The following is a 24,553-nucleotide window of genomic DNA, read 5'->3' on the forward strand; positions in this document are numbered from 1 at the left end:
CGCTTCGGCGCAGGTCCAGCGGACGAGCTCCTGGCGAACCATGCCGGGCGCTCGGATCGTTGTCGCGAGCGCCCGAGAGCGGACATAAGCTGCGCGAAGCTTTGTCCTCAGCGTGCATCCTCCGATATCGATTTTAGCGCGCGTACCGCGCTTTCAATCTGTGTCTCAGCCAGCGACGAGTAGCCGAACACAAGCATGTCATCCCGCGCTCCAGGGTCGAAGTCGTAAGCGGCTCCGCTGGACAGCGCGTAGACGCCGATACCTCGCTCGCGTGCCCTGATCTGGATCGTCCTGGCCGGGAGGAAGCCTTCCGGGAGTCGCCAGACCAGATGCAGGCCGCTCTCCGAACCCAGGATGACGGGCTCGTCGAACGTCTCCCGCAGCGCCCGGACAAGGCAGTCGCGTCGCGACTTGTAGAGTTGGCGCAGCCGGCGCAGGTGCCGGTCGAAGTGCCCCTCGTCGATGAAGGCTGCCAGCGCAGCCTGCTCAAGCCATGCCTGACCGTTGCTCATCCGGGCCTTCAGCATCCGCGCCTCGTCCCAGAACAGGCGCGGGATTGTGGCGTAGCCGATGCGCAGGCCCGCCCCCACCGACTTGGAGAAAGTGCCGGCGTAGAAGACGCGGCGCCCCCCATCGAGGCCGGCCAGGGCAGTCAGCGGCGGGCCGTCGTATCGGAAGTCGCTGTCGTAGTCGTCCTCGACGATGTAGCTGTCGGTCTCCTCGGCCCAGCGCAGGAGTTCCAGCCGCCGGCTCAGAGGCATGGTCGCGCCGGTCGGGAACTGGTGCGAGGGCGTGACGTACAGCAGGCTGCCCCGGTCCCTCGGCAATAGGTCCGTCCGCAGGCCGTTGCCGTCCACCAGGACCGGATGGATGGTCATGCCGGCGCTCCTGAAGATCAGGGATGCCCCGAGGTAGCAGGGGTTCTCGATACAGAGCTGCCGGGTGCGGGACCTAAGCAGGTTGAACACCAGATTGAGGGCGTCCTGCCCGCCCGCGGTCACGACGACTTGGTCCTCCGTCACCGCGACGGCGCGGGCACGCCTCAGGTGCGTGGCGATGGCCGCGCGGAGTTCCGGGAGACCGGCCGGGTCGCAGTAGTCGGTCAGGTAGGCGGTCTCGCGCGACAGGAGACGGTTCACGATCCGCCGCCAGATGCGGAGCGGGAACCCCGCGGGGTCCGAACGTCCGACCCAGAAGTCGAGTTCCGGTCGGTCGCCGCCGCCGCCCGGCGAGCCGGCGAAGCAGAGCAGGGGTTCGCCGGCCCCGTCCGGGACCGGTCCATTGGTCGGGGCCTCGCCGCCACGCTGGATCAGCAGGAGGCTGTCCGGCGGGATGGGCTCCACGAACAGACCGGCCGTGCCGCGCGCCTTGACGTAGCCCTCGGCCGCGAGCCGCTCGTAGGCCGTGATCACGGTGTTGCGCGAGATGCCCAGGCGCTCGGCCAGCAGGCGGCTCGGCGGCAGCGCCATGCCGGCCTTCAGCTTTCCTTCCAGGATGATCTCCCGGACTTGGTCGAACACTTGGACCTGCAAGGGCTTGGCGGAGGTCGCGTCCAGCGTGAGCGTCAGTTCCACCGTCACCCCATCATCGTCGGCGCCCCGTCGGTGACGTCCGGTCGGTGCCGTCGCCGGCCGGGTTAGACCTGTCCAGTCAGGCGCGATAAAACGGTTGGTACCATGGGTCGCGTCTGATTTGGCCCTTTTGCCTGACCAAAATTTGGAATTGTTTGTGATTTAGTGCATCCTAGGAACGGGTCGGGCACGCCATCCGGAACGCCAAGAAGGCCGGGGGCTCGACCGCGGAGGAAACATGAACGAAATCGTCAAGCCGGACTCCCTGATCGTCGCCGAGGCCGAGAGCCTGACGGAAACGTTCTTCGGAGGCTGCCCGCACGATTGCCCCGACACCTGCTCGATGCTGTTCGACGTCAAGGACGGCCAGCTCCAGGGGGTACGCGGCAACCCGGACCACCCGATGACCCGGGGCGGCCTCTGCGTGAAGCTGAAGGACTACGAGAAGCGCCACTACCACCCGGACCGGCTCCTCTACCCGATGAAGCGCGTCGGCCCGAAGGGCTCCAAGCAGTTCGAGCGGATCACCTGGGACGAGGCGCTCGACACGATCGTCACCCGCTGGAAGGCGATCATCGACCAGTACGGGCCGCAGGCCATCGCCCCCTACAGCTACCTCGGCAACCAGGGCCTCGTGCACGGGCTGAACGGCGGCGACGCCTTCTTCAACCGCATGGGCGCCACCGTGACCGAGCGGACCTTCTGCGGCGAGGGCTCCTGCACCGCGTGGCTGCTCACGGTCGGCCCGACCGCCGGCCTCGACCCGGACAGCTACATCCACTCCAAGTACATCGTGATCTGGGCCTGCAACTCGGTCAGCACGAACCTGCACCACTGGGCGATCGTCAAGGACGCCCAGAAGCAGGGCGCCAAGGTCGTCGTCATCGACGCCTACGCGTCCCGCACCGCCAAGGCGGCCGACTGGCACATCGCCCCGAAGCCCGGCACCGACGGCGCGCTCGCCATGGCGCTGATCAACGCGATCATCGCGCAGGGCCTCGTCGATCAGGACTACGTCGACAACCACACGGTCGGCTTCGAGGAGCTGAAGGAGCGGGCGAGCACCCGCACGCCCGAATGGGCCGCGGAGATCACCGGCATCCCCGCCGACGACATCCGCAAGCTCGCCTACGAGATGGCGACCGAGCAGCCGGTCGGCATCCGCATGGGCGTGGCGCTGGAGCGGCACTACGGCGGCGGCCAGACCATCCGGGCGGTGACCTGCATCCCGGCGCTGACCGGCGCGTGGCGCCATGTCGGCGGCGGCGTCACGCAGTTCGGCGTCTGGGAACATCCCTACAAGTTCGACGTGATGTGCCGGCCCGACCTGATCCCGGAGGGCACCCGTGTCGTCTCGAACCTTCAGATCGGCCGCGCGCTGACCGGCGAGATGAAGCTCGACCCGCCGATCATGTCGATGATGTGCTGGAACTCGAACCCCGTGACGCAGGCGCCCGAGACCGACAAGATCGTCGAGGGGCTGATGCGCGAGGACCTGTTCATGGTCTCGGCCGAGCACTTCATCTCGGACACGGCCTCCTACGCCGACATCCTGCTGCCCGCCACCATGGGCGCCGAGATGGAGGACATGATCCTTTCCTGGGGCCACCTCTACCTGACCTACAACACCAAGTGCGCCGAGGCGCCGGGCGAGGCGATCCCCAACAACGAGATCTTCCGCAGGCTCGCCGCGCGGCTCGGCTTCGAGGAGGAGAACTTCAAGTGGAGCGACAGCGAGTGCCTTGAGCACTACGTCGACTGGAACGCCCCGGCCTGCGAGGGCATCGACCTCGCCTACATGCGCGAGCACGGCTTCGCCCGTCTCAAGGTCGGCACGCCGGACGACCGGGCGCCGCACCGGGAGGGGAACTTTCCGACGCCGACCGGCAAGTGCATGCTGAAGGTGGAGGGCGCCACGAACTTCGTCGCGCCGCCGTTCCGGCAGATGTACGAGGGCTTCCAGCCGGGCGAGGCGCTCGACCCGCTGCCCGACTATGTCGGGGCGCGGGAATCGCACGCGAACGACCCGGAGCTGGCCAAGCGCTACCCGCTCAACATCGTCTCGCCCAAGAGCCACTACTTCCTGAACTCCTGCTACGCCAACATGGAGGACAAGCAGAAGGGCCAGGGCGAGCAGTTCGTGATGATCAGCCAGCACGATGCCCGGACCCGGGGCATCCAGGACGGCGACCGCGTAAAGGTCGCCAACGACCGTGGGGCCTTCAAGGGCGTCGCGCGAATCACCGACGACGTGAAGGCCGGCATCGTGGTGGCGACGCTTGGCTACTGGCGCCAGCTCAACGAGGGGACGGTCAACAGCATCTCGTCGGCGGCCTTCACCGACATGGGCCACGCCCCCTCGTTCTCCGACAACCTCGTCGAGGTCTCGCGGGCGAACTAGCCGAACGACCTTCTTCGCGGGCGCGCTTCCGGGAGTGCCCGCGCAGACGCTATCGATATTGTCGGCGAAGCCTTCAAGACGCACGCGCTCATGGGGATGGCTTCGACGGGTGTCCGTATCGAGCGGCGTGCGCAGCGACGGGAAGGATTGATCTCGGCATGAGCGACATCACGACGGTTGCGAAGGCTTTCTTCGACGCTTGCGAGACGGGCGGAGGTTGGGAGGCCTGCGAGCGCTATTGCACCGCCAACGCGACCTTCTCGGCTCAAGCTGATGCCCTCGCCGGCATTACCTCGTTGCGGGACTACACCGAGTGGATGAAGGGGCTCCTCACCTTCATCCCCGACGGTCGGTACGAGGTGAAGTCCTTCGCCACGGACGAGGAGCGCCGGAACGTGGCGGCCTACGGGATCTTCCACGGGACCCATACCGGCGAAGGCGGCCCCTGCCCGCCTACGGGCAAGTCTACGTCGACCGACTATGTCTACGTCATGCAGTTCGAGGGCAATAAGATCGGTGGTGTTACGAAGATTTGGAACGATGCCCGGGCCGTGAAGGCGTTGGGCTGGACTTAGCATTTGCAGCGGCACAGCTCGTCTTCGACCGAGCAGCCTGACGAGACCGTCAGCTCACAACGCTCAAGCGGCGTCAGCGAGCGACCGCTTTCCTTGGTGCTGGTTCCGTAAGCGGAACAGCCGAATCCACTCCGAGCAGCCATTCCGCTGTCGACCCAACCCCGCTATAGAAGCCAGCCTGTAGCGGTCTCATCAGCGGATGATCGCGCCGCGCCCTTCTCGGCGAAGCTCACGCGGCCGCGCGCTTCTCCAGATGAAGATAGGTCGGATCGAACTCAGAAGCCTGCAGCAGATCATGCCAGGCCTCAATCACCAGCGTGTGGCGCCGAAGCGTGATCAGTGCATGGCCACGCATCTCCTGCAGCACACGGTTGACGTGCACACTCGTCAGGCCAAGTGCATCAGCGAGATCCGTCTGGGTGAGCGGCATCGGGCAGCGGTAGTCGCCGGCCAGCCCCGCGGCCTGAAGCTTCAGGTACATCTCGCAGAATAGGTGTGCGATCCGCTCGTAGGCTGTGCGCCGGCCCATGCCCGTCATCCACGCGCGGAAAGTCGCCGCGTCGACCAGGGTGTCACGCCATAGGAGTGCCGCGAGGTTGGGAAATCGCGCGGATAGCTCTTTCAGATTCTCGCGCGGGATGAACGCGACGGTCGCCCGCTTCATCGTGGCGAGGCTGTAATCCATGGTGTGGACGTGCAGGCTCTGAAGGTCGGGGATGTCGCCCGCGATATGGAACGACAGGATCTGTCGCTTGCCCTGGCTGAGCAGCTTGTATCGGCAGGCCCAGCCATCGAGGATCAGGCAGCAGTGTGAGGGCATGTCGCCGTCGCGCACGATGTCCTGCCGGGCGTCGAGATGGTTGATCCTCACCGGCAGGCGCTCGATGGCCTGACGTTCCTCATCAGAGAGGTTCGCGATGCTCCCGAGCTTGCGGATGAGCATATCGATGCCGCTTTGGCCGAAACTAGAAGGCATATGTCTTCCCCTTGCACTGCAGGTGGAAGCGCATGGCTCTCCCGGCCGTCAGCACCTGTAACGAACCAGCCGACGGTGGCGGCAAAAATAAACAAATCTCACGGAATTAAGCTGCCGTAGATCAGTTTTTAGCGAAATATAAATTTATGTTTGAAATGGAACCGGACCGTCTTTCGCCCGTTCTGCGCCCCGCTTGGTCCCGGTTTTATTCGAGGCGAATTGTCGATTCGCTCCAGATTTGAACCACTTCGAGCAAGGCCTTTCGAAGCCAAAATCGGCTCATAGCTCGATGCGGGCCTACAGCGAGATCCTGTCGTTCGTCGGTAGAAAGCGGGGAGACGGCGGGACGGCGACGTCCGCTTCGATGCGTTTGCGGTTCACAGCCGGACAGGCAGAAAACTACCCCGAACGGTCCTTCCGTTCGCGACCGCGGCTGTGTCAAAGCGCGAATGCTATCGGCGGCCGTAGGAAATTGGTCTCTCGAAGAAGCGTGACATCGGCCTCAGGGGCTTCGTGTTGCCACCGGCCCGTCGCCGTGGAGACCTCTGGCGGCTGATGCGGAGACGTTTGTTCTACGACTGCGCAATACCCCCGCGTTTTGACACAGCCCCGACCCGTGAGGGCCGTGCCGACAGCCTTCGGCGAACTCCGCAATCTCGCTGACGAGCGTCACGCCCGACCTGCCTGCGGCGTGTCATAGGTGATCGATATGATGCTCCGCTTGCCGCTCTCCTGCGGTAACGGACCGGGGCGGAGATACCATCTGTCAGCCAATTTCGGGCATCGATGGCGGCCTCCCGTCGACCACCCCATACGAAAGGGCTGACGCCACGATGCGAACGATCGTTTATGCCGATGGAGGTTGCGACCCTAACCCCGGGCCAGGTGGTTGGGGAGTCGTCGTTGCGGCCCAGGACGGCATGGTCGAGCTGTGCGGCGGAGAGCCCGGCACCACGACCAACAACCGCATGGAATTGACGGCCGCGATCAACGGCCTCGAGCATTTCCCGGCCGGGGCCGCGATCGAAATGCGGTGCGACAGCCAGTACGTCGTCAAATCGGTGACCGAGTGGATGCGCGGGTGGAAGGCCAAAGGCTGGCGCACGACGACGGGTGAGGTGAAGAACGTCGACCTCATGAAGCGCCTCGACGAGCTGAACGCGGCGCGCGACGTGAAATGGACCTGGGTCCGGGGGCATGCCGGCGACCGTCTCAATGAGCGCGCCGACGCTCTCGTCCACCGCGGCCGTCGCGAAGCGAAGCTTGGCAAGCTCCAGTCGCGGAACAATGCTGCGCCCCTACCTGCCCCTACCGCAGCACCGGCTTCGCCGAGCCAGGGTGCCGACTTGCGCATCGATCTTGCGCTTGGCCTCCAGATCACTCGGGCCGCGAAGGCGGCGGGTGTCACGCCCGACGCTCTCGTCGACGATGCGATCCGCTTCTACCTTGAGATCGGGCCTAGCGAGGTTGCACGCCTGCGATCGAGCCGAGCATAGTGGACGAGGCCGACCGCGGCGACGCCTGGTCGCCGGGTCGTTCCCGGCTTTGCGACATGCGTTCGCCGTTCGGACGCCAAAAGGTCGCTCTTGGGCAAGTAGCGGCCGAGCGGCGAGGCCTCGCTGAAGGGCTGCTCCAGGTCGAGGCTGCTCCAGGTCGAGGCTGCTCCAGGTCGAGGCTGTTCCGGATTGCTACAGCGCGGCCCGGAAGCAGCCATTCGGAAGCGACAACCTTTCCCGTTTCGCCAACGGTCAGCTCAGGATCAGAGATTATCAGACCGACGTCATCTGCAGAAATCGGATCCGTCGCCGTCCATTGCGTCCTCTCGGAGGCTTCGTAGTCCTCTCACGATGATGTCGACACCTCCCAGGAACTGCTCGCGATCGTCATGGTCGGGCAGGATTTTCGCCACTTCGCGAACGAAGGGGTGCTCGGACGGCTCGAGCGTCATCCACCGCGCCGCGATCGATCTGAGAGCCACGTCCCGCAACGCCGTCTGATCGGCCCCAGGCGGGAACAGCCGTGCGCGTGAGGCGTGCTGGCTGGCGAGGCCCAGGATGAAGCTCATCACGGCGGTCGCGGCGTTGAATTGGGCCGGGCCAGGGACGCCCATCGACTGGATCTGCTGGCCAATGCTCTCGATGAGCCTCACCACGGCATACTGCCAGGGGTCGCGCGACAGCACGCTGCCGATCCAGGGATGACGCTGCAGCGTGTCGAAGACCCCCCGCGCGAGGGTGCGCAGCGCTTGCTCGGGCGTCGCCTCGCTGGCGGCTTGTCGCGTCACGTGGGCGATGAGGTCGTCGGTGGCCGCGGCCAGGAGATCATCCTTGCTGGCGACATGGTGGTACAGGGCGCCGCTCCCCGTCACCAGGCGCGTCGCGAGCGCGCGGAACGTGAGAGCATCTTCGCCCTCTCGATCGAGGATGCTGATCGCGGCCTCGACGATCTGGGTCTTCGAGAGCGGCGCCGTGCGCCGTTCGGTTCGGGTGTCGAGGGTCATGCTGCGTGACTTGACACGAATGGAACGCCGTTCCAAGACGATGGCATTGGAACGCTGTTCCATGACTCCGTCAGCGAGACGCCATAATCGTCAGGCGGCGCCGCTGCCGCAGCCCCTGTGAGGAGGCGTCCGTGATCTATGACGTCGTGATTGTGGGCGGCGGTCCCGTCGGCCTCTTCCTGACTTGTGAGCTGCGGCTGGCGGGCGTGTCGGTCCTGGTCCTGGAGCAGGCCGAGACAGCCACGACTTCCCTGAAGGGGCCACCGTTCGGGTTGCGGGGTCTCTCCGCACACAGCCTGGAGGCCTTTTACCGCCGTGGTCTGCTCGGCGACATCGAGGCGATGGCCGTCACCAGCCCCATCATTCAGAGCTTCTACCGGCGTGACGGAGACGCCGGGGATTCTATGACGCCGACCCCCGTTCCGCAGCGCACGCCAGCGGGCCATTTCGCCGGCATCCAGTTCTTCCAAGAGGACATAGACGTCTCGCGGTGGACCTGGCGACTGCCCAGTCCAGCCGGACCTCGCCTGGCGGTCTATCTAGACGCGCTGGAGCCTGTGCTCGAGGCACGGGTCGAGGCATGGGGCGCCGAGATCCGCCGCGGTTGCCGCGTCGATGACATCGACGTCGTGGCGGACGGGGCAACCGTGAGCGCCGGAGGCCAGACCTTCCGCGGCCGCTGGCTCGTGGGGTGCGATGGCGGGCGCAGCCTCGTGCGCAAGCGCGGCGGCTTCGCGTTCACCGGCACCGAACCCGAGTTCACCGGCTATTCCGTCGAGGTCGAGCTCGCGGATCCCGATCGCCTCCGCGGCGGGCGCAACGAGACGGCCGATGGCCTGTACATCTACACCAAGCCCGGTTCGATCATCATCGGTGAGTTCGACGGCGGTCGATCCCACCGGACCCATTCGCTTACGAGAGAGTCCGTGCAGGCGGTGCTTCGTCGGGTGTCCGGCGTGGAGGTCGAGATTGCGGCGCTCAAGGTTGCCACCACCTGGACCGACCGCGCCTACCAAGCGACCACCTACCGTCGTGGCCGTGTGCTTCTCGCCGGCGACGCGGCCCACATCCATTCGCCCCTGGGCGGCCAGGGCCTCAATCTCGGGCTCGGCGACGCCATGAACCTCGGCTGGAAGCTCGCCGCCACGATCCGCGGCGAGGCGTCGGACGACCTCCTCGACACCTATTCAAACGAACGGATCCCTGTCGGTGCCGCAATCCTCGACTGGTCGCGGGCGCAAGTCGCGATCCTGCGCCCGAGCCGCAGCTCGCAGGCGCTGAGGGCCGTCGTGCGTGACGTCGCGGCCACCCGCGACGGCGCCACCTATCTCGCCGAGCGCGTATGGGGCGTTGGCCTGCGCTATGAACTGGGCGGCGGCCACCCGCTGGTCGGGCGCAGCCTTCCCGATTTTACGCTGACCGACGGACGAAGGGCCGGAGAGTTGTTGAGGGCGGGTGGTGGGCTGCTTCTCGACTTCAAGTCCAGCCTTTCGCTCAAGGCGCTCGCTCGGCGCTGGCCCGGTCGGGTCGCCTATGTCGGGTGCGACGCGGTAGACCGGCTCGGCCTCGACGCTATGCTTGTCCGTCCGGACGGCGTCGTGGCCTGGACCAGTGTGGGCGAGCCAGATGTCCATGCTGCGGCCGAAGCAGCGATCCGTTGGTTCGGCGATCCGCTGGATGGGCGTCACCTCTGCGACGAGGATCAGTGAGGCCCTGAACGCCCGGGGGGAGCAGTATGCCCCGCGACGGTTCATGCCTCAGACACGCCCTGCCGAGGCCTGATGTGCGTAAACCCTGCGATCTAACCCGCGGGTCAGTCTACTCTGATGGCGTCGCCGCGCAGAAGCGGACCGGCTGAAAGCTACCCTGAATGGCCCTCCTGTTTCCGACCCAACCCAGCCGCCCGAACCGCCGTCGGCGCGTCTCCAAGGCGGCCGTTCGTCAGCCTCCGGCAACTTCGGCTCGGGGTGGAAAGCTTTAGCCGTTCGGCCGCCACAGACCGGACATGGCATCGGGCAGGCGAGCGGTTCGCAGACTGCTACGATAAGAATGAACGGCCGTTGAGGGGATCGGTAGCCGCCCGGCTGCGCCACGACGGCCACGTCGAGACGTTCATGCAGCGCATCACCATCACCAACGACGACGATCTGCTGACGGCCGTCGATGCAATCTGCGAGAGCCGCGGCTACGGCAGTCGCTCTGAGGCGGTGCGCGACATCGTCCGTGACGCCCTGGCGCCTGCCCGCGCCGCCGGTGCTGGATCCGCGGCCTGCTACGGGGCGCTCAGCTACGTCTACAGTCACGGCACGCGCGATCTGGCCCGCCGGCTGACCGACGAGGGTCACCAGCACGGCGTCTCGATCGCCAGCATGCACGTCCACCTCAACCACGACGACTGCCTGGAGGTGGCGGTCCTGCGCGGGTCGGTCTCTCAGATGCAGAGTTACGCGGACGCCGTCATCACCCAGCGTGGGGTCCGCTACGGCCACCTGCACCTCATCCCCGAAGGTGACGAGGCCCATCTTCAGCATGGCCATGACGCGAAGGACGCTGACGGGGCCGCGTCCCACGGGCAACAGAGCCAAGCCAATCCGGCGGTGTGAGTTATCCGTATGTTTCTCATACTCCGGCCGTGCCAGAACAAGCGAACCGTCACGCTTCGCCCGGTCTGCAGGTGCCCCGTCCGATCTCCCAACCCCGTCGCCCTGCGCTAGGCGTTGGCGTTCGCCACGTCACCCGGCCGCTGCTCACCACGAGCGGCCTCATCATCGCGACCTGCATGCCTGGATGGGCAGCGCCCGACGCGGGTGCGCCGACGCCGTCCGCTGTCACGCTGTCTGAGATCTCCGTGGTCTCCGCGCCGCCTTCGGCCATCCTCACGCCGGGAACACCGAACGCCAGTGCCGGGTACGTCGGGGGCGTCACCGGGATCGGCGGCTCGCTGCTGCCCGTCGACTCGGCCAGCGCCGGCATCATCAGCGGCGCGGCGCTCAACGCCCGTCCGGTGACGCGCCCCGGCGAGGTGCTGGAGGAAGTGCCGGGCCTGATCGTCACCCAGCATTCCGGGGAGGGGAAGGCCAACCAGTACTTCCTGCGCGGCTTCAACCTCGACCATGGCACCGACATCGCCATCAGCGTCGACGGCATGCCGGTGAACATGCGCACCCACGCCCACGGGCAGGGCTACGCCGACCTCAACTTCCTGATCCCGGAACTCGTCGGCGCCGTGGAGTTCCACAAGGGCCCGTACTTCGTGCGCGACGGCGACTTCGCCTCCGCGGGCTCGGTGCGCATCGACTACCTCGACACCGTCGCCAAGAACGTGGCCCTGACCGCGATCGGGTCGTTCGGCTACAAGCGCGCCCTGTCGATCGCCTCCGTGCCGCTGGGCGAGGGCAACCTGCTCGTGGCCGGCGAGGCGCAGGTCTATGACGGGCCCTGGACCGTCCCGGATGCCCTGCGCAAGATCAACGGGGTGGCCCGCTACAGCCAGGGCACGGCGCTGGACGGGTTCTCGATCACCGGCATGGCCTACGCGGCCCGCTGGACCGCCACGAACCAGATCCCGGAGCGCGCCGTCGTCTCGGGGCAGCTCAGCCGCTACGGCACGATCAACCCCACGGATGGCGGCGACACGAGCCGCTTCTCGCTCTCCGGGCGGTTCAGCGCCACGGACGATACCGGCATCACCCGGGCCTCGGCTTACGTGATCCGCTACCAGATGAACCTGTTCAACGACTTCACCTATTTCCTCAACGATCCCGTCAACGGCGACCAGTTCCACCAGCTCGACCAGCGCGTCCTGGGTGGCGGCGAGGTGCTGCACATCTTCCAGGGCGACCTGTTCGGCCGGCCGCTGGAGGTCGAGGTCGGCGCGCAGACCCGGACGGACTCGATCCGCGTCGGCCTGTTCAACACCACCTTCCGCCAGTTCCGCTCGGGCATCCTCGACGACCGGGTGCTCGAGTCGAGCGGCGCGCTCTACCTCGACACGCGGGTACGCTGGGCCGAGTGGCTGCGCACCAGCGTGGGCGTGCGCGCCGACGGCTACTACGCCGATGTCCGCTCGGACACGCCGGCCAACGCGGGCAAGGCGACCGACGGCATCGTCAACCCGAAGCTCGGACTCGTGCTCGGGCCGTGGTTCGACACCGAGTTCTACGTGACCTACGGCGGCGGCTTCCACTCGAACGACGCGCGCGGCGTCACCGCCACGGTGGATCCCGCGAGTCCCCTGTTCAACATCATCCGCTCGCCCTTCCTGGTGCCCTCCACGGGCTACGAGGTCGGCCTGCGCAACCGCTCGATCGCGGGGCTGGAGACGAGCCTCGCCCTGTTCCGCCTCGACTTCACCTCGGAGAACATCTTCCAGGGCGATACCGGCACCACGGAGCCGAGCCGCCCGACCCGGCGCTTCGGGGTCGAGTGGACGAACCGCTACGCCGTGACGCCCTTCCTATCGCTGGAAGGGGATCTGACGATCACCAACGCCCGCTTCTCCAGCTACGACCCGGTGGGCAACCGGGTGCCGGAGGCCCCTACCACCATCGCGTCGGCGGGCGTCACCTTCGGCGAGCCGCTCGGCTGGTTCGGGTCGCTCCGCCTCCGCCACTTCGGGCCGCGCCCGCTGATCGAGGACAACACGATCCGCTCGCGCCCGACCGCGCTGGTCAATGGCCGGATCGGCTACAACTTCGAGACCGGCGTCAGCGTCTCGCTCGACGTGCTGAACCTGACCAACATCCGGTCCGATCAGATCACCTACGCGTACGTGTCTCGACTGCCGGGCGAGCCCGCCGAGGGGCTGATCGACCGGGTGTTCCACCCGGCGGAGCCCACCGCCGTGCGTCTGACGATCGCCGGACGGTTCTGATTTCATCCACCTGCATTCGGACGTTCAGAGTGCCTCCTTAGGGTCGAGAGCGAGGCAGCCACGTCCGCTTCGATGCGGTTCCGTTCGTAAGCGGACGGGCTGAAATCCACCCCGAGCGGTCATTCATCCTGTCACGCTATGTGTCCGGAAAACGGCTGCTTTCCCGCCAAGTCCGCTGCGCCAGTTGGCAAGTTCCAGAATGGCGTGCGTTCGGTCGGAAATGGCCGGTGACAATGATGTTGAGATCGCAGGCTGTGCTGTGTGCCGTCTCAGAGCCGGCCCGGCGGTTGGCCAGTCGCGCCGATTGCCCCGCTCGCACTCGCGTTGTCCAAACGGCCTGCCGTACTACCGTCCAGTCCCCGAACCAGCAGGCTCAAGGCCAGAAGGGCGAGGAGGAGGCCGGCGGCCTTGTTCATCTGGTTCAGAACCTGACTGGTGACACAGCGCCGGAACAGCGACACGGCAGTGTTAAGCACGACCCACCAGGCGAACGAGCCCAGGAATACGCCGGCCGCCAGCATCGGGAGTGGCGCGGTTCCGCGCGCGAGGAGTGCCGGCATAGCGGCCAGGAACAGCACGGGGGTGATCGGATTCGCCAGGGCCAGCACGACCGCACTGCCGTAGCTCGCGGCCAGGGAGTCGCGGCGCTCGCTGCTCACATGCAGCACCGAGTCGCTGCGAAGCACCCGGACCGCGAGGGCGAGTAGCACGGCCCCTGAAACCAGGGAGAGCACGGCCCCGTTCGACCACGCCGCAACCAGGTCCGCGCCCCAGCGCAAGATCACGGTCCCGTATGTCAGATGCACGGTGGCGACGCCGAGCCCGGTAGCAAGGCCAGTGGGCAAGCCCCCTGACAGTGTTCGCTGAATGCAAAGCAAGCTCGTCGGCCCGATCGGCACAGCGATGGACAGACCAAGACTTGCGCCGGCGAGCAGGGCCGCGGCGATGACACCCATGACGCCAGGAATGCACCTAGTCGTCTTCCAGGCGGTCGAGGGGCGAAGCGGCCGCCCGGGGCTCGGCTGCCGCGCTGTCGGCGTTCGGGCACCCAATGTGATCACGCTCCGCGGCCGAGGAAGCTTGGGCGCAGGCGATGTCCGGCATGTCGTTCAATTCGTCGGCCCAGGCCCCGGCGCACGACAAGACGACGATGATGGTGCCGACGATTGTCTTCATGGCTGTTCCTTCCGCGTGCCGACAATCTAAGGATGGCTGGACCTTGAGCATCCTCCGTCTGGCGGATGGCACCGCCTGCGCTGCTGCAGGCTCGCTGTCTACGTCCCAGCCGAGCGTGAAAGCACCGTATCTTGAGGTGTTTGCACGGCCGCCCCTTAATTTCCGGAGGCTGTGTCGCCGCCGCGTCCGGTGTGGCGAACGGACGGCGGACTCAACGGAACGGTGCGCGGCGCACGGAGCTTCGCCGGCGGCATCATCTGTTTGTAGGATGCCGGTGCCGGTTTTGGACTGATATTGGTCTTACCGCAGCCAGCAAGACCATCGTGGGGCGTGCCGATGCGGGAAGCGCTGATCGACCGGATCTACGAGGCTGCGGGCACCCCGGAGCTCTGGCCGGAGGTCCTTCAGTCGGTTGGCGAGACGGCGAACTCGGATGGCGCCGTGCTCATGGTGCTGCCCCCCGTCGGAAGGCCCCGCTGGATTGCCTCGCCGGCTTTGGAGCCGCGCCTCAGTCATGAAACGGCCGCGACCTCCTGGCGGGGCGGCGGGCGCACGGCGCAATGGCGCGCCGAGGCCCATGCGGGCTTCATGCGCGACGTCGACCTCGTGCCGGGCTCCTATGACGGCCGGCCCTGCGATGGCGAGAAGCCGTTCTGGCAGGTTGGGACAACGATTCCCCTGCCGACAGGCGACGTCGCGATCGTCACCGCCGAACGTCGGGCCCAAACCGGCCCCCATGAGGCCTCCATCCTGCCCAGACTCGACGCCTTGCGGCCCCATCTCGTGCGCGCCTGCCATCTCAGCGCCCGGTTCAACTGCGAGCGCTCCCGTCTCACCAGCATGACGCTCAACCAGATCGGACTCCCTGCGGCGGTCCTGTCGGCTTCCGGGCGGGTCCTCACCATGAATGCCCGTTTGCAGGAGCGGGAGGAGATACTGCCTCCGGGCCAGCACGGCGGCCTGTTATTCAAGAGCCTGATCAACAGTAAGCTGCTGCAGGACGCGATCGGCAACGTCGTGGGCGGTCGGCACGCGGCGCAGACCATGCCGGTGCGCAGCTATTCCGACCGCCGCCCTCAGATCGCTCACATCATGCGGTTGGAGCGGCACCCCGGCGACGTCTTTGGTGCCTCGGCGGTGCTGCTCATCCTGGTGCACGTCGGCGCGCGCGCAGTTCCGGACGACGGCCTCCTGAACATGCTGTTCGACCTCACCCCGGCGGAGGCGCGGCTGCTCCAGGCGCTGGCCGGGGGCTTGCGCCTGCAGAGCTACGCGGAGAGCGTCGGCGTCCAACCAAGCACGGTACGCACCCAGCTCACCTCGATCTTCAACAAGACCGGGACCAAGCGGCAGGCGGAGTTGCTGAGCATCGTCGCCTCGCTCGCGCTGTTCGGTGGGCAGACGACGAAGTGCTTCGGTGCGGCGTAAATCAACCTGCGGCGGCGTCCAAGAAGGTGGCCAAAGCCCGCGCGGTTGGAAAGGCGCCAAAGGCCCCGAACCGGCAGGTGGTGAGCGCACCGCAGGCTGCGGCCTGTCGCAGGGCCGCGTCGACGGGCGCGTCTGCGAGCAGGCCCGCCATCAATCCGGCCGTGAAGGCGTCCCCCGCGCCGACCGTATCGACTGCCGCCACCGCGAAGGCCGCCTGGCGTAGGGGCGGCAATCCAGGGCGGAACGCCATCGCGCCGCGCTCTCCCAGGGTCACCACCAAAAGTTCAAGGCCACCGTCTAGCAGCGCGGCAATGGCCGGCGTCGCGGCCTGGGCGTCGGCGATCGCGTCAGGAGCTCCAAGGCCGAAGTCGGCGGCCTCGACCGCATTGACGACGAGGATCGCAGTGTCGGCTAAGATCGCCGGGTCGATAGGACGCACCGGTGACGGGTTTAGCAGAGTGGGAAGGCCCAGCGTCCGAGCCAAGGCGAAGGCCTCGCGGATGGAGGCGTCCGGCGATTCGAAGGTCGCCGCCACGAGGTCCGCCTGTCCGACACGGGCGGCCACGGCTCGGACGTCCTCCGCACCGAGAGCGAGGTTGGCGCCGAGGCAGACCGCTAGGCAGTTCTCGCCGGCTGCATCGACGAAGGCGACGCCGGCGCCCGTCGAGCCTACATGCGGCACCAGCATATCCTCGGAGAACCCGACTTGCGCGAAGGTCGAGCGGACCATCGGGGAGAGCACGTCCGTGCCGACTGCAAAGAGTCCGTCCACCGTGACGCCGAGCTGATGCGTGGCGAGCGCGAGGTTGAAGCCCTTGCCACCAGGCTCGGCCAGGAAGGCCAAGCCCTCGAGGGACTCGCCCGCCTGCGGCAGCCGGGCGACCTTGACCGAGCAGGCCATCACGAAGCTTCCAATGACGAAGACGCGCATGGAGCACTCCGAGCCTGTCCGTTATAAGCTTATGTACCGGAGGTCGATCGGACGTGCGCCCCAAAAATCGGACGACAAACGGCGAGTTTGAGCCGGACGTCGCGAGAGACGAGCGTCCCTCGGTGCTCTCTCTCCTGCGCCTGCGCGGCGACACTGCGATGCCGCTGTACCGGCAGATCGAAGGCCAGCTACGCGAGCTCATCCTGTCGGGTTCGCTGCCGCCGGGCGTCATCCTGCCGGCAGAGCGCCAGCTCGCCGACAGCCTCGGGGTCAGCCGCGTCACTGTCCAGCGCGCCTATGCCGAACTCAGCTACAACGAACTTCTTGTGCCGCGCGGGCGCTCCGGCTTCCTCGTGCGCTGTCCCCCTGAGCCCGTGCGCCCGGGCATGGACCGGCTCAAGGGCTTCACGGAGGAGATGCGGGAGCTCGGAAAGATCCCGTCCTCGCGCATTCTCGATCGGGCGGTCACCGAGGACCGCTCGATCGCATCGATCTTCGGCCTGCCCTCGACGGCCCCGTTCCTGCGCCTGACGCGCGTTCGCTACGGCGACGGTGTGCCGATGTCACGCGAGGTCGCTTGGTACAACATCCGCGCGGTGCCTGCCCTTGAGACCGGCGATCTCTCCGGCTCAGTCTATGCCTTCCTAGGCGGGCACCCGAGCGGCCGTCTCGTGCGCTGCGAGCAGACGGTGGAGGCGACTATGCCGACGGCGGACGAATGCGACATCTTCGCCTTCGAACGGCCGCTCCCGTGCCTGCTGATCAAGCGCCACAGCTACAACCAGGACTCGGTTATGATCGAGTATGTTGAGGGCCTGTTCCGGGGAGATGCATATCGCTATCGGCTAAATTTAAGCGCGTAGCGAATGTAACGGACGTCTGGCACCTACTCGCCAGGACCGATCCGGACGGGTGAAACCATCCGCTTTCGGCTTGGCGCCCATGTCGGTCATTCGAGACGTGCGAGGCGTTCTCGCGAAGCAGCCATGAAAGATGGGCGGCCTTCAATGGGCGAACACGCCGGCGAGATCCCGGAAGCCCTTGATCTCGATCGGGTTGCCGCTCGGGTCGAAGAAGAACATCGTGCGCTGCTCGCCGGGCTCACCGGCGAAGCGGACGACCGGTGGGATGTCGAAGGCGATGCCGGCCGCCTCGATGCGGCCGGCGAGCGCCTCCCAGGCGTCGAGCGGCAGCACCACGCCCAGATGCGGCATCATCACTTTGTGGTTGCCGACCGTCCCGCTCCGGGTGGTGGAGAAGGGCTTGCCCAGGTGCAGCGAGAGCTGATGGCCGAAGAAGTCGAAATCGACCCAGGTCTCGGTGCTGCGGCCCTCCTGGCAGCCGAGGACGCCGCCATAGAAGCGGCGGGCCGCGTCGAGATCGGTGACGTGGTAGGCGAGATGGAACGGCGTGAGCATCGATGATCTCTGTCTTCGCAGGGGAGGGGGTGCGGCGCTTTCAGGGCGCCGGATCGGGCGCACGCGCCGAGACGACGCCGCCGACGAGGTTGCAGGACAGCAGGAACGTGCTGTCGAGATCGCCGCCGCCGGCCGGCACCAGCGCCGCCAGCCGCGCGGCCAGGCCGAGCCGCGCCGCGCGGGCGATGGCCTGGGCCTCCGCGACGGCGACGGCCGCGAACCGGATCGTCTCGCCCGGCCGCACCTGCGCGAGACGGCCGAGATCCGCCGAGATCACGGTGGCGATCTTCGGGTAGCCGCCGGTGGTGTGGCGGTCGGCCAGCAGGATCAGCGGGCGCCCGTGGCCGGGCACCTGGATCGAGCCGTTCACGATCCCGTCCGAGACGATGTTGAAGCCGTCCGCGTGGGCGATCGGCGGCCCGTCGAGGTGGCAGCCCATCCGGTCCGCCCGCGCCGTGAGGGTGTAGGGTTCGGAGAGGAAGGTCCGCAGGCCGTCCTCGGTGAAGCCGTCGGCCTGCGGCCCGAGAACCACCCGGATCGGCCCGCCGAAGGTCGGCCGGTGGGGCGGCGGCAGGGTCAGCGGGCGGTCGCGGGGCGCGGGCGCGGCGAGGGGCAGCAGGTCGCCCGCGGCCAGGGGATTGCCGTCGAGGCCGCCGAGGCGCGTGCGGGTGTGCGTCGCGACGCTGCCGAGCATCGGCGCGACGGCGAAGCCCCCGGCGACCGCGAGGCAGGCGCGCAGGCCCTGCCGCGGGCCGCCGAGGACGAGCCGGTCGCCCCGCCGCAGGTCGTGGGCGGTGAACGGGTCGAGGGCGCGGCCGTTCAGGCTCATCGCGAAGGGCGCCCCGGCGAGGGCGACGCGGCAGGCCTCGGTCTCGCAGACGAGCGTCGGACCGACCATCGCCATCTCGATCACCGCGGCGTCGAGCGGGTTGCCGACGAGGCCGTTGGCCAGGGCCAGCAGGTCGGGATCCATCGCGCCGGACCCCGAGATGCCGTAGCGCAGGTAGCCCGGCCGACCGGCATCCTGCAGGGTCGAGGACACGCCGGGCGCGACGACGCGCAGGCCCTCAGGCATCAATTTGCTCCAGGGTCGCAACGGTCTCGCCGGCGCGGGCGGCCTCGCTGAGGGCGTCGAATGCGGCGCGGTCGATCGGCTCGAACCGGATCAGGTCGCCGGCCGCGAACAGGAACGGCTCGGCCCGGGCCGGATCGTAGGAGCGCGCGGGCGTGCGGCCGATGAGCTGCCAGCCGCTCGGCAGCTCCAGGGGCGGCGAGACGCCGGTCTGGTTCCCGCCGATCGAGACGCTGCCGGCGGGCGTCTTGGGGCGCGGATCGGTGCGCCGGCTCGCGTGGAGCCGGGGATCGAGGCCGCCGAGATAGGCGAAGCCGGGGGCGAACCCGATCATGTAGACGCGGTAATCGCGGCCGGCATGGAGCGCGACCACCTCCTCCGGGCTGAGCCCGGCCCCGGCGGCGAGGTCGGCGAGGTCGGCGCCGTGCGCGTCGCCGTAATGGACCGGCACCCGCCAGCGGCGCAGCGCCGCCGCCGCCCCGTCCGGTGGCGGCCAGTGCGCGGCGATCAGTGCGACGAGGTCGTCCCGGGGCAGCAGGTCCGGATCGTAGAGGACGAGGAGGGAGCGGTAGGTCGGCACGGTCTCCAGGAGGCCGGGGCGGCCGGCGCCGCGGAGCGCCGCGTCGAGGGCGATGACCTGCGCGTTGACCGTGGGGTCGACCGCGCGGCTGAGCTCCACCGTGAGCGCCCGGTCGCCGCAATCGAGGAGGCGGTAGCCGGGCTCAGACACCGAGCACCTCGGCCATCGGGCGCAGGGCGATCCCCTTGGCGGCACACTCCGCGCGCAGCCGGCGGGCCATGGCGACGGCGCCGGGCGTGTCCCCGTGGACGCAGACCGTGTCGATCCGCGTCGGGATGCGCCGCCCGGACAGGCATGTAATCGCCCCGTCCTCCAGCATCCGCGCCACGCGTTCCGAGACGGATTCGGGATCGTGCAGCACGGCGCCGGGGAGCTTGCGCGAGACCAGGGTGCCGTCATCCGCGTAGGCGCGGTCTGCGTAGATCTCGCGCGCGATCGGCAGGCCGAGCTTCTCGCCGGCCCGCTCGGTCTCCAGGCCCGGCATCACCACGAAGATCAGGTCGCGGTCGAGGGTGCGGATCGCCCGCGCCACCGCCAGGGCGAGGTCGGCATCCTCGTTGGCCATGTTGCCCATCGCCCCGTGGGTCTTCACGTGGCGCACCGGGCAGCCGGCATCCTGGGCGAGCGCCAGCAGGGCGCCGACTTGGTAGAGCACCGCCTTCTCGACGTCCGCCGGGCGCTCGCCGTGGATCGGCCGCCGGCCGAAGCCCCAGAGATCGAGGAAGCTCGGATGGGCGCCGGCCTGCACGCCGTTCGCGGCGGCGCCGCGCAGGGTCTCGTGCATCACCAGCGGGTCGCCGGCGTGGAAGCCGCAGGCGATGTTGGCCGAGGTCGCCACGGTCAGCATCTCGGAATCGTCGCCCAGGCGGTAGACGCCGAAGCCCTCGCCCATGTCGCAGTTCAGATCGACGATCATCGGTGCATCCTCTCTTGCGCGCGGGGTCAGGCTTCGGCGACGAGGTGGGCCACCAGGGTGGCGGCCGCGCAGAGATCCTCGATCCGCATCGCCTCGTCGGGGTTGTGGCTGCCGTTCTGGTTGCGGACGAAGATCATCGCGCTCGGCACGCCCTGGCCGGCCAGCGTCGCGGTGTCGTGACCCGCCCCGCTCGCCATCGTCCGGAACGGCATCCCGAGCCGGCGCGCGTGCCCGGACAGGGCCTCGACCAGCGCGGCGCTCATCCGCGCCGGCGTGCTGCCGGTGCGCTCGCCCAGGACGAAGCGCACCGAGCGGGCGGCCTCGATGGCGGCGACGCGCTCGGCGAGCGCCGCCTCGATCCGGTCGAGAACGGCCGGCTCGGTGCTGCGCACGTCGAGGCAGAACCGGACCTCGCCGGGGATCTTGGCGAAGGCGTGCTGGACCGGGTCGGTGGCGACCTCGCCCAGCGTGATCGTGGCCGGGCAGCCCTCCGCCTCCAGCGCCCCCCAGAGGGCGTCCAGCTCGCTGATCAGGTCGGCGAGGGCGAAGACGGCGTCGCTGCGCTCGCTCCGCGCCACGGCGCCGGAATGGCCGTAGCGGCCGAAGCAGGCGGCCTTGCGGTAGCGGAAGCTGCCGCTGATCGCCGTGACGAAGCCCACCGGGATGCCGGCCTCCTCCAGCGCCGGCCCCTGCTCGATATGCATCTCCACGAAACCGTGGATCCGCGCCGGGTCGAGCAGCCGCTCGCCGCGCGCGACCGCCTCCGGTCGCAGGCCGAGCTCGGCCATGTGGTCGCGCAGGCTCCGGCCGGAATCGGCGCGGGGCAGGTCGAGCACCTCGGGCGGCAGCAGGCCAAAGGCGGCCCGGCTGCCGACATAGGAGGCCGGGAACCACACGCTCTCCTCGGCCCGGAACACCGCCACCGTCACGGGACGCGCCGGCACGATCCCCGCCCGACGCAGGGCATCCGCGGCCGCGAGGCCGCCGATCACGCCCGCCGCCCCGTCGAAATTGCCGCCGTGGGGCACCGTGTCGACGTGCGACCCGACCATCCAGGACGCCAGGGCCGGGTCGCGCCCCGTCATCGTCAGGAACAGGTTGCCGGCCGCGTCGGTCTCGGCGGTGAGCCCCAGCGCCAGCCCGGTGGAGCGCATCAGGGCGTGGGCGCGCTCCTCGCCGGCGCCGTAGGCCGCCCGCGTCACGCCCGGCGCGTCCTGGCTGAAGGCCAGGAGCTCGGCGAACAGGCCTGCGCAGAAATCCGGGTCGATCGCGAGGTCCATCATGCCGGCTGCCCGCTGCGCGCGGCCCCCGACCGTCGCCGATCCCCGGCATCCGGTTCGGCACGGTTCGCGGGACCGCGGCCGGTGCCGGCCCGGGATTCCAAGGCCGCAGCCCGCCGACGCGCCGGCCCGGGCCGGTCCATCGGCTGAACAATGAGGCACAGGTCCGGCGCGGTCGCGAAGGGAATACCGGGACGCAGAGGCTCGATGACCATGTCGGAGGCAGCCATGCTCAAAAATACCGCTTGAATGCCGGCGGTATACCGGTTCTGCTAAGGCATCGAAGCGGTCTTGGCAACGTAAAACAGGCCCAATGACGAAATAAAAACTTTGACGCGATAGCTTTGACAAGCAAATTGTCAGCAAACAAGCGTATGCATCGCGCGGATCTAAGCATAGATCCGCGACATGACCGCATCACATCAGGTTCGACGATGGCTCAGATCGAGACGGCCGCGCCCCCGCTCCTGAAGATCAGGAAGCTGCACAAGAGCTACGGCGCCAACGAGGTCCTGAAAGGCATCTCCCTCGACATCCACGAGGGCGAGGTCGTGTCGATCATCGGCGCGAGCGGCTCGGGCAAGAGCACGTTCCTGCGCTGCCTGAACCTCATGGAGACGCCGACCTCCGGCTTCATGGATTTCGAGCGCTTCGCCTTCGACTACGAGCAGGGCGCCCGCCGCCAGCCGACGCCGCAGCAACTCTGCGAGCTGCGCGCGCGGATCGGCATGGTCTTCCAGAGCTACAATCTCTGGCCGCACATGACCGTGCTGGAGAACGTCATCGAGGCGCCGATCCGGGTGCGGCGGATGCCGCGCCGGCAGGCCGTCGCGGAGGCGGAGGCGCTGCTCCAGCGCATCGGCCTCTACGAGAAGCGGCACGCCTACCCGTCGAAGCTCTCGGGCGGGCAGCAGCAGCGCGTGGCGATCGTGCGCGCCCTGGCGATGGCGCCCAAGGTGATGCTGTTCGACGAGGTGACCTCGGCCCTCGATCCGGAACTGGTGGGCGAGGTGCTGGCGCTGATCGGCTCCCTCGCGGCGGACGGGATGACGATGCTGCTGGTCACCCACGAGATGGCCTTCGCGCGGGAAGTCGGCACCCGCACCCTGTTCTTCGACGGCGGCGTGATCGCCGAGGACGGGCCGCCGGACGCGATCATCGGCGCCCCCCGGAGCGAGCGGCTGCGCCAGTTCCTCCGGCGCGTGCTGCACGCGCCCGCCGCGCTCGGACAGACGGCGTGAGCCGCCGACCCACCACCGGGGAGATCAGACAGCGATGAGCGTCGCGGCGTTGCAGGATTGGTGGCTCACCCTCTCGGACGAGGTCGTCACCTACGGCCCCGGCTTCCTCTCGGCGACCCTGGTGGTGCTCGGCGTCACGGTGGCGAGCATCCTGGTGAGCTGGGTCTGCGGCCTGCTCGGGGCGCTGGGCAAGCGCTCGTCCTTCGCGCCCTTCCGGGCGCTCGCGAGCTTCTACGTCTGGTTCATCCGCGGCACGCCGACCCTGATCCAGGTCTTCATCGTGTATTTCGGCATGCCGCAGATCGGGGTGAAGCTCTCGCCGATCACTGCCGGCATCATCGCGCTGGGCGTCAGCAGCGGCGCCTACGTGGCCGAGACCATCCGGGCCGGCCTCGCGGCGATTCCCCGGGGTCAGGTCGAGTCGGCGCTCGCGCTCGGCATGAACCCGCGGATCATGATGGTGCGGATCGTCCTGCCGCAGGTGTTCCGCATGATCCTGCCGTCGCTGACCAACGAGGCGATCTCGGCGGTCAAGAACACCTCGCTCCTGTCGACGATCACGGTCGTGGAGCTGACGCTCTACGCGCAGCTCATGATCGCCACGACCTTCCGGCCGTTCGACTTCTACATTGCGGCGGCGCTGATCTACCTCGGCCTCACGTCGATCCTGTCGCAGCTCTCAGCCTATTTCGAGCGGCGCTACGCCCGCCTGTCCTGAGCCTCCCCCGCCGCGGGACGGGCCGCGGCCGATCCCTCCCGCCCCGTCCCGAGACCGGAGATCACCATGAACCGCCGCCACGTCCTCGCCCTCGTCGCCCTCTGTGTCAGCCTCGGCGCCGGCCTCCTCGCCGCCCCCGCGACCCGCGCGGCCGAGGGCAAGCTGGAGCTGATCGAGCCCGGCAAGCTGATCGTGGCGACGGATAGCACCTTCGCGCCCTTCAGCATGCGCACGCCGAGCGGCGAGCTCGACGGGCTGGAGGTCCGGGTGATGCGCGAGGTCTGCCGCCGGCTCGGGCTCGCGTACAGCCCGGTCAACATCAAGTTCGACGCCCTGCTGGTGGGCCTGATGGCCGATCAGTACGACATCACCAGCGAGTCGATGGACATCACCCCCACCCGTCAGAAGCAGGTCGCCTTCGCGGACGGGTGGCTCGAATCCGGCGCGCGGATCGTCACCCGCAAGGATACCGGCATCAAGGGGCCGGAGGATCTCAAGGGCCGCAACGTCGGCGCCCTCTCGGCCTCGACCTTCGGCAAGCTCGTCGAGGAGCACGGTGCCACTCTGAAGAGCTACAAGACCGCCGCGGACGCTATGCAGGACCTCGTCGGCGGCAACATCGACGCGGTGATCAACGACGCGGTGGCCGGCAACTACGCGATCAAGGCGCGCAAGCTGCCGCTGGTGATGATCGAGACCCCGCTAAGCACGGTCCAGAAGGGCTTCGCCATCAAGAAGGGCAAGCCGAACCTGCACGCCGCCGTCAACAAGGCGCTCGCCGAGATGGTCGCCGACGGGACCTACGCCAAGCTGATCACGCCGTTGATCGGCTATGATCCGGCCCCGAAGGCGCCGATCCGCACGCCCGCCATGTGAGCGGGCACGGCGGGCGCGCGA

The 24,553-nt window shown here is 68.1% G+C and carries 22 protein-coding genes; 11 read left to right on the forward strand and 11 right to left on the reverse strand.

Annotation, left to right across the window (positions count from 1 at the left end; genetic code table 11):
* Window positions 1-107: 107 nt before the first annotated feature.
* Entirely contained in the window at window positions 108-1,580 is a 1,473-nt protein-coding gene (locus tag BLT59_RS21830) for a MocR-like pyridoxine biosynthesis transcription factor PdxR (RefSeq protein ID WP_091785381.1), read from the reverse strand.
* Window positions 1,581-1,809: 229 nt separating this feature from the next.
* Between BLT59_RS21830 and BLT59_RS21835 the strand changes: the two genes are divergently transcribed.
* A complete protein-coding gene (locus tag BLT59_RS21835; RefSeq protein WP_091785384.1) occupies window positions 1,810-3,972 on the forward strand; it encodes a molybdopterin-containing oxidoreductase family protein in 2,163 nt (720 codons plus the stop codon).
* Between the two features lie 158 nt (window positions 3,973-4,130).
* Window positions 4,131-4,547 (forward strand): ester cyclase, encoded by a 417-nt coding sequence (locus tag BLT59_RS21840; protein WP_091785388.1) that lies wholly within the window; start codon window positions 4,131-4,133, stop codon window positions 4,545-4,547.
* A 229-nt stretch (window positions 4,548-4,776) separates the two neighbouring features.
* On the opposite strand, the gene BLT59_RS21845 is transcribed toward BLT59_RS21840, so the two are convergent.
* Window positions 4,777-5,523, reverse strand: coding sequence for a Crp/Fnr family transcriptional regulator (locus BLT59_RS21845; RefSeq protein WP_091785391.1), 747 nt, complete (start codon window positions 5,521-5,523; stop codon window positions 4,777-4,779).
* Between the two features lie 833 nt (window positions 5,524-6,356).
* Between BLT59_RS21845 and rnhA the strand changes: the two genes are divergently transcribed.
* Window positions 6,357-7,019 (forward strand): ribonuclease HI, encoded by a 663-nt coding sequence (gene rnhA, locus BLT59_RS21850; protein ID WP_091785394.1) that lies wholly within the window; start codon window positions 6,357-6,359, stop codon window positions 7,017-7,019.
* Window positions 7,020-7,303: 284 nt separating this feature from the next.
* Here rnhA and BLT59_RS21855 read toward each other — a convergent pair whose 3' ends face one another.
* On the reverse strand, window positions 7,304-8,086 hold the full coding sequence (locus BLT59_RS21855; protein ID WP_244514099.1) for a TetR/AcrR family transcriptional regulator: 783 nt from the start codon (window positions 8,084-8,086) through the stop codon (window positions 7,304-7,306).
* A 68-nt stretch (window positions 8,087-8,154) separates the two neighbouring features.
* Between BLT59_RS21855 and BLT59_RS21860 the strand changes: the two genes are divergently transcribed.
* The 3 genes from BLT59_RS21860 to BLT59_RS21870 all read left to right on the forward strand — a co-directional run bounded on the left by BLT59_RS21860 (window position 8,155) and on the right by BLT59_RS21870 (window position 12,896).
* Entirely contained in the window at window positions 8,155-9,732 is a 1,578-nt protein-coding gene (locus BLT59_RS21860) for an FAD-dependent monooxygenase (protein ID WP_091785401.1), read from the forward strand.
* 405 nt (window positions 9,733-10,137) lie between these two features.
* Window positions 10,138-10,626, forward strand: a complete 489-nt coding sequence (gene nikR / locus BLT59_RS21865; protein WP_091785583.1) for a nickel-responsive transcriptional regulator NikR — start codon at window positions 10,138-10,140, stop codon at window positions 10,624-10,626.
* Between the two features lie 176 nt (window positions 10,627-10,802).
* Window positions 10,803-12,896 carry a TonB-dependent receptor gene (locus BLT59_RS21870; protein WP_091785405.1) on the forward strand — a complete coding sequence of 698 codons (2,094 nt, stop codon included), beginning with the start codon at window positions 10,803-10,805 and terminating at the stop codon, window positions 12,894-12,896.
* A 269-nt stretch (window positions 12,897-13,165) separates the two neighbouring features.
* Here the strand turns inward: BLT59_RS21870 and BLT59_RS21875 are convergent, their stop codons facing one another.
* Together BLT59_RS21875 and BLT59_RS21880 are read right to left on the reverse strand one after the other, a co-directional pair.
* Entirely contained in the window at window positions 13,166-13,852 is a 687-nt protein-coding gene (locus BLT59_RS21875; RefSeq protein WP_091785409.1) for a LysE family translocator, read from the reverse strand.
* Window positions 13,853-13,868: 16 nt separating this feature from the next.
* Window positions 13,869-14,072, reverse strand: coding sequence for a hypothetical protein (locus BLT59_RS21880; protein WP_091785412.1), 204 nt, complete (start codon window positions 14,070-14,072; stop codon window positions 13,869-13,871).
* A 336-nt stretch (window positions 14,073-14,408) separates the two neighbouring features.
* On the opposite strand from BLT59_RS21880, the gene BLT59_RS21885 reads away from it, so the two are divergent.
* The gene (locus BLT59_RS21885; RefSeq protein WP_091785415.1) at window positions 14,409-15,500 is read left to right on the forward strand and encodes a helix-turn-helix transcriptional regulator; all 1,092 of its coding nucleotides are present in this window, start codon (window positions 14,409-14,411) and stop codon (window positions 15,498-15,500) included.
* 1 nt (window position 15,501) lies between these two features.
* Here the strand turns inward: BLT59_RS21885 and BLT59_RS21890 are convergent, their stop codons facing one another.
* On the reverse strand, window positions 15,502-16,431 hold the full coding sequence (locus BLT59_RS21890) for a PfkB family carbohydrate kinase (RefSeq protein WP_091785418.1): 930 nt from the start codon (window positions 16,429-16,431) through the stop codon (window positions 15,502-15,504).
* A 158-nt stretch (window positions 16,432-16,589) separates the two neighbouring features.
* Here BLT59_RS21890 and BLT59_RS21895 point away from each other — a divergent pair, with 158 nt between their 5' ends.
* Entirely contained in the window at window positions 16,590-17,294 is a 705-nt protein-coding gene (locus BLT59_RS21895) for a GntR family transcriptional regulator (RefSeq protein WP_244514100.1), read from the forward strand.
* Window positions 17,295-17,435: 141 nt separating this feature from the next.
* Here the strand turns inward: BLT59_RS21895 and BLT59_RS21900 are convergent, their stop codons facing one another.
* From BLT59_RS21900 to BLT59_RS21920, 5 genes are read right to left on the reverse strand one after another with little or no spacing between them, the layout of a single operon-like run.
* Window positions 17,436-17,849 carry a VOC family protein gene (locus BLT59_RS21900; protein ID WP_091785426.1) on the reverse strand — a complete coding sequence of 138 codons (414 nt, stop codon included), beginning with the start codon at window positions 17,847-17,849 and terminating at the stop codon, window positions 17,436-17,438.
* Window positions 17,850-17,889: 40 nt separating this feature from the next.
* The gene (locus BLT59_RS21905; protein ID WP_091785429.1) at window positions 17,890-18,924 is read right to left on the reverse strand and encodes a 5-oxoprolinase subunit C family protein; all 1,035 of its coding nucleotides are present in this window, start codon (window positions 18,922-18,924) and stop codon (window positions 17,890-17,892) included.
* On the reverse strand, window positions 18,917-19,651 hold the full coding sequence (gene pxpB, locus BLT59_RS21910) for a 5-oxoprolinase subunit PxpB (protein ID WP_091785432.1): 735 nt from the start codon (window positions 19,649-19,651) through the stop codon (window positions 18,917-18,919). The genes BLT59_RS21905 and pxpB overlap by 8 nt, the downstream gene beginning before the upstream one ends.
* On the reverse strand, window positions 19,644-20,417 hold the full coding sequence (locus BLT59_RS21915; protein WP_091785435.1) for a LamB/YcsF family protein: 774 nt from the start codon (window positions 20,415-20,417) through the stop codon (window positions 19,644-19,646). The genes pxpB and BLT59_RS21915 overlap by 8 nt, the downstream gene beginning before the upstream one ends.
* A 26-nt stretch (window positions 20,418-20,443) precedes the next feature.
* Window positions 20,444-21,700, reverse strand: a complete 1,257-nt coding sequence (locus BLT59_RS21920; RefSeq protein ID WP_091785438.1) for a Zn-dependent hydrolase — start codon at window positions 21,698-21,700, stop codon at window positions 20,444-20,446.
* 431 nt (window positions 21,701-22,131) lie between these two features.
* Between BLT59_RS21920 and BLT59_RS21930 the strand changes: the two genes are divergently transcribed.
* The 3 genes from BLT59_RS21930 to BLT59_RS21940 all read left to right on the forward strand — a co-directional run bounded on the left by BLT59_RS21930 (window position 22,132) and on the right by BLT59_RS21940 (window position 24,532).
* Window positions 22,132-22,938: an amino acid ABC transporter ATP-binding protein gene (locus BLT59_RS21930; RefSeq protein ID WP_091785445.1), complete on the forward strand. Its 807-nt coding sequence runs from the start codon at window positions 22,132-22,134 to the stop codon at window positions 22,936-22,938.
* Window positions 22,939-22,972: 34 nt separating this feature from the next.
* Window positions 22,973-23,656: an amino acid ABC transporter permease gene (locus BLT59_RS21935; RefSeq protein WP_091785448.1), complete on the forward strand. Its 684-nt coding sequence runs from the start codon at window positions 22,973-22,975 to the stop codon at window positions 23,654-23,656.
* A gap of 66 nt (window positions 23,657-23,722) precedes the next feature.
* Window positions 23,723-24,532: a transporter substrate-binding domain-containing protein gene (locus BLT59_RS21940; protein ID WP_091785451.1), complete on the forward strand. Its 810-nt coding sequence runs from the start codon at window positions 23,723-23,725 to the stop codon at window positions 24,530-24,532.
* Window positions 24,533-24,553: the final 21 nt, after the last annotated feature.

It is taken from the genome of Methylobacterium sp. UNC378MF (assembly GCF_900103195.1).
GTDB lineage: Bacteria > Pseudomonadota > Alphaproteobacteria > Rhizobiales > Beijerinckiaceae > Methylobacterium.

Coding starts and splice junctions, on each gene's coding strand:
- BLT59_RS21835 (WP_091785384.1), top strand. CDS start 1,810: ATGAACGAAATCGTCAAGCCGGACTCCCTGATCGTCGCCGAGGCCGAG.
- BLT59_RS21840 (WP_091785388.1), top strand. CDS start 4,131: ATGAGCGACATCACGACGGTTGCGAAGGCTTTCTTCGACGCTTGCGAG.
- BLT59_RS21845 (WP_091785391.1), bottom strand. CDS start 5,523: ATGCCTTCTAGTTTCGGCCAAAGCGGCATCGATATGCTCATCCGCAAG.
- rnhA (WP_091785394.1), top strand. CDS start 6,357: ATGCGAACGATCGTTTATGCCGATGGAGGTTGCGACCCTAACCCCGGG.
- BLT59_RS21855 (WP_244514099.1), bottom strand. CDS start 8,086: ATGGAACAGCGTTCCAATGCCATCGTCTTGGAACGGCGTTCCATTCGT.
- nikR (WP_091785583.1), top strand. CDS start 10,138: ATGCAGCGCATCACCATCACCAACGACGACGATCTGCTGACGGCCGTC.
- BLT59_RS21870 (WP_091785405.1), top strand. CDS start 10,803: ATGCCTGGATGGGCAGCGCCCGACGCGGGTGCGCCGACGCCGTCCGCT.
- BLT59_RS21875 (WP_091785409.1), bottom strand. CDS start 13,852: ATGGGTGTCATCGCCGCGGCCCTGCTCGCCGGCGCAAGTCTTGGTCTG.
- BLT59_RS21880 (WP_091785412.1), bottom strand. CDS start 14,072: ATGAAGACAATCGTCGGCACCATCATCGTCGTCTTGTCGTGCGCCGGG.
- BLT59_RS21885 (WP_091785415.1), top strand. CDS start 14,409: ATGCGGGAAGCGCTGATCGACCGGATCTACGAGGCTGCGGGCACCCCG.
- BLT59_RS21890 (WP_091785418.1), bottom strand. CDS start 16,431: ATGCGCGTCTTCGTCATTGGAAGCTTCGTGATGGCCTGCTCGGTCAAG.
- BLT59_RS21895 (WP_244514100.1), top strand. CDS start 16,590: ATGCCGCTGTACCGGCAGATCGAAGGCCAGCTACGCGAGCTCATCCTG.
- BLT59_RS21900 (WP_091785426.1), bottom strand. CDS start 17,849: ATGCTCACGCCGTTCCATCTCGCCTACCACGTCACCGATCTCGACGCG.
- BLT59_RS21905 (WP_091785429.1), bottom strand. CDS start 18,924: ATGCCTGAGGGCCTGCGCGTCGTCGCGCCCGGCGTGTCCTCGACCCTG.
- BLT59_RS21915 (WP_091785435.1), bottom strand. CDS start 20,417: ATGATCGTCGATCTGAACTGCGACATGGGCGAGGGCTTCGGCGTCTAC.
- BLT59_RS21920 (WP_091785438.1), bottom strand. CDS start 21,700: ATGATGGACCTCGCGATCGACCCGGATTTCTGCGCAGGCCTGTTCGCC.
- BLT59_RS21930 (WP_091785445.1), top strand. CDS start 22,132: ATGGCTCAGATCGAGACGGCCGCGCCCCCGCTCCTGAAGATCAGGAAG.
- BLT59_RS21935 (WP_091785448.1), top strand. CDS start 22,973: ATGAGCGTCGCGGCGTTGCAGGATTGGTGGCTCACCCTCTCGGACGAG.
- BLT59_RS21940 (WP_091785451.1), top strand. CDS start 23,723: ATGAACCGCCGCCACGTCCTCGCCCTCGTCGCCCTCTGTGTCAGCCTC.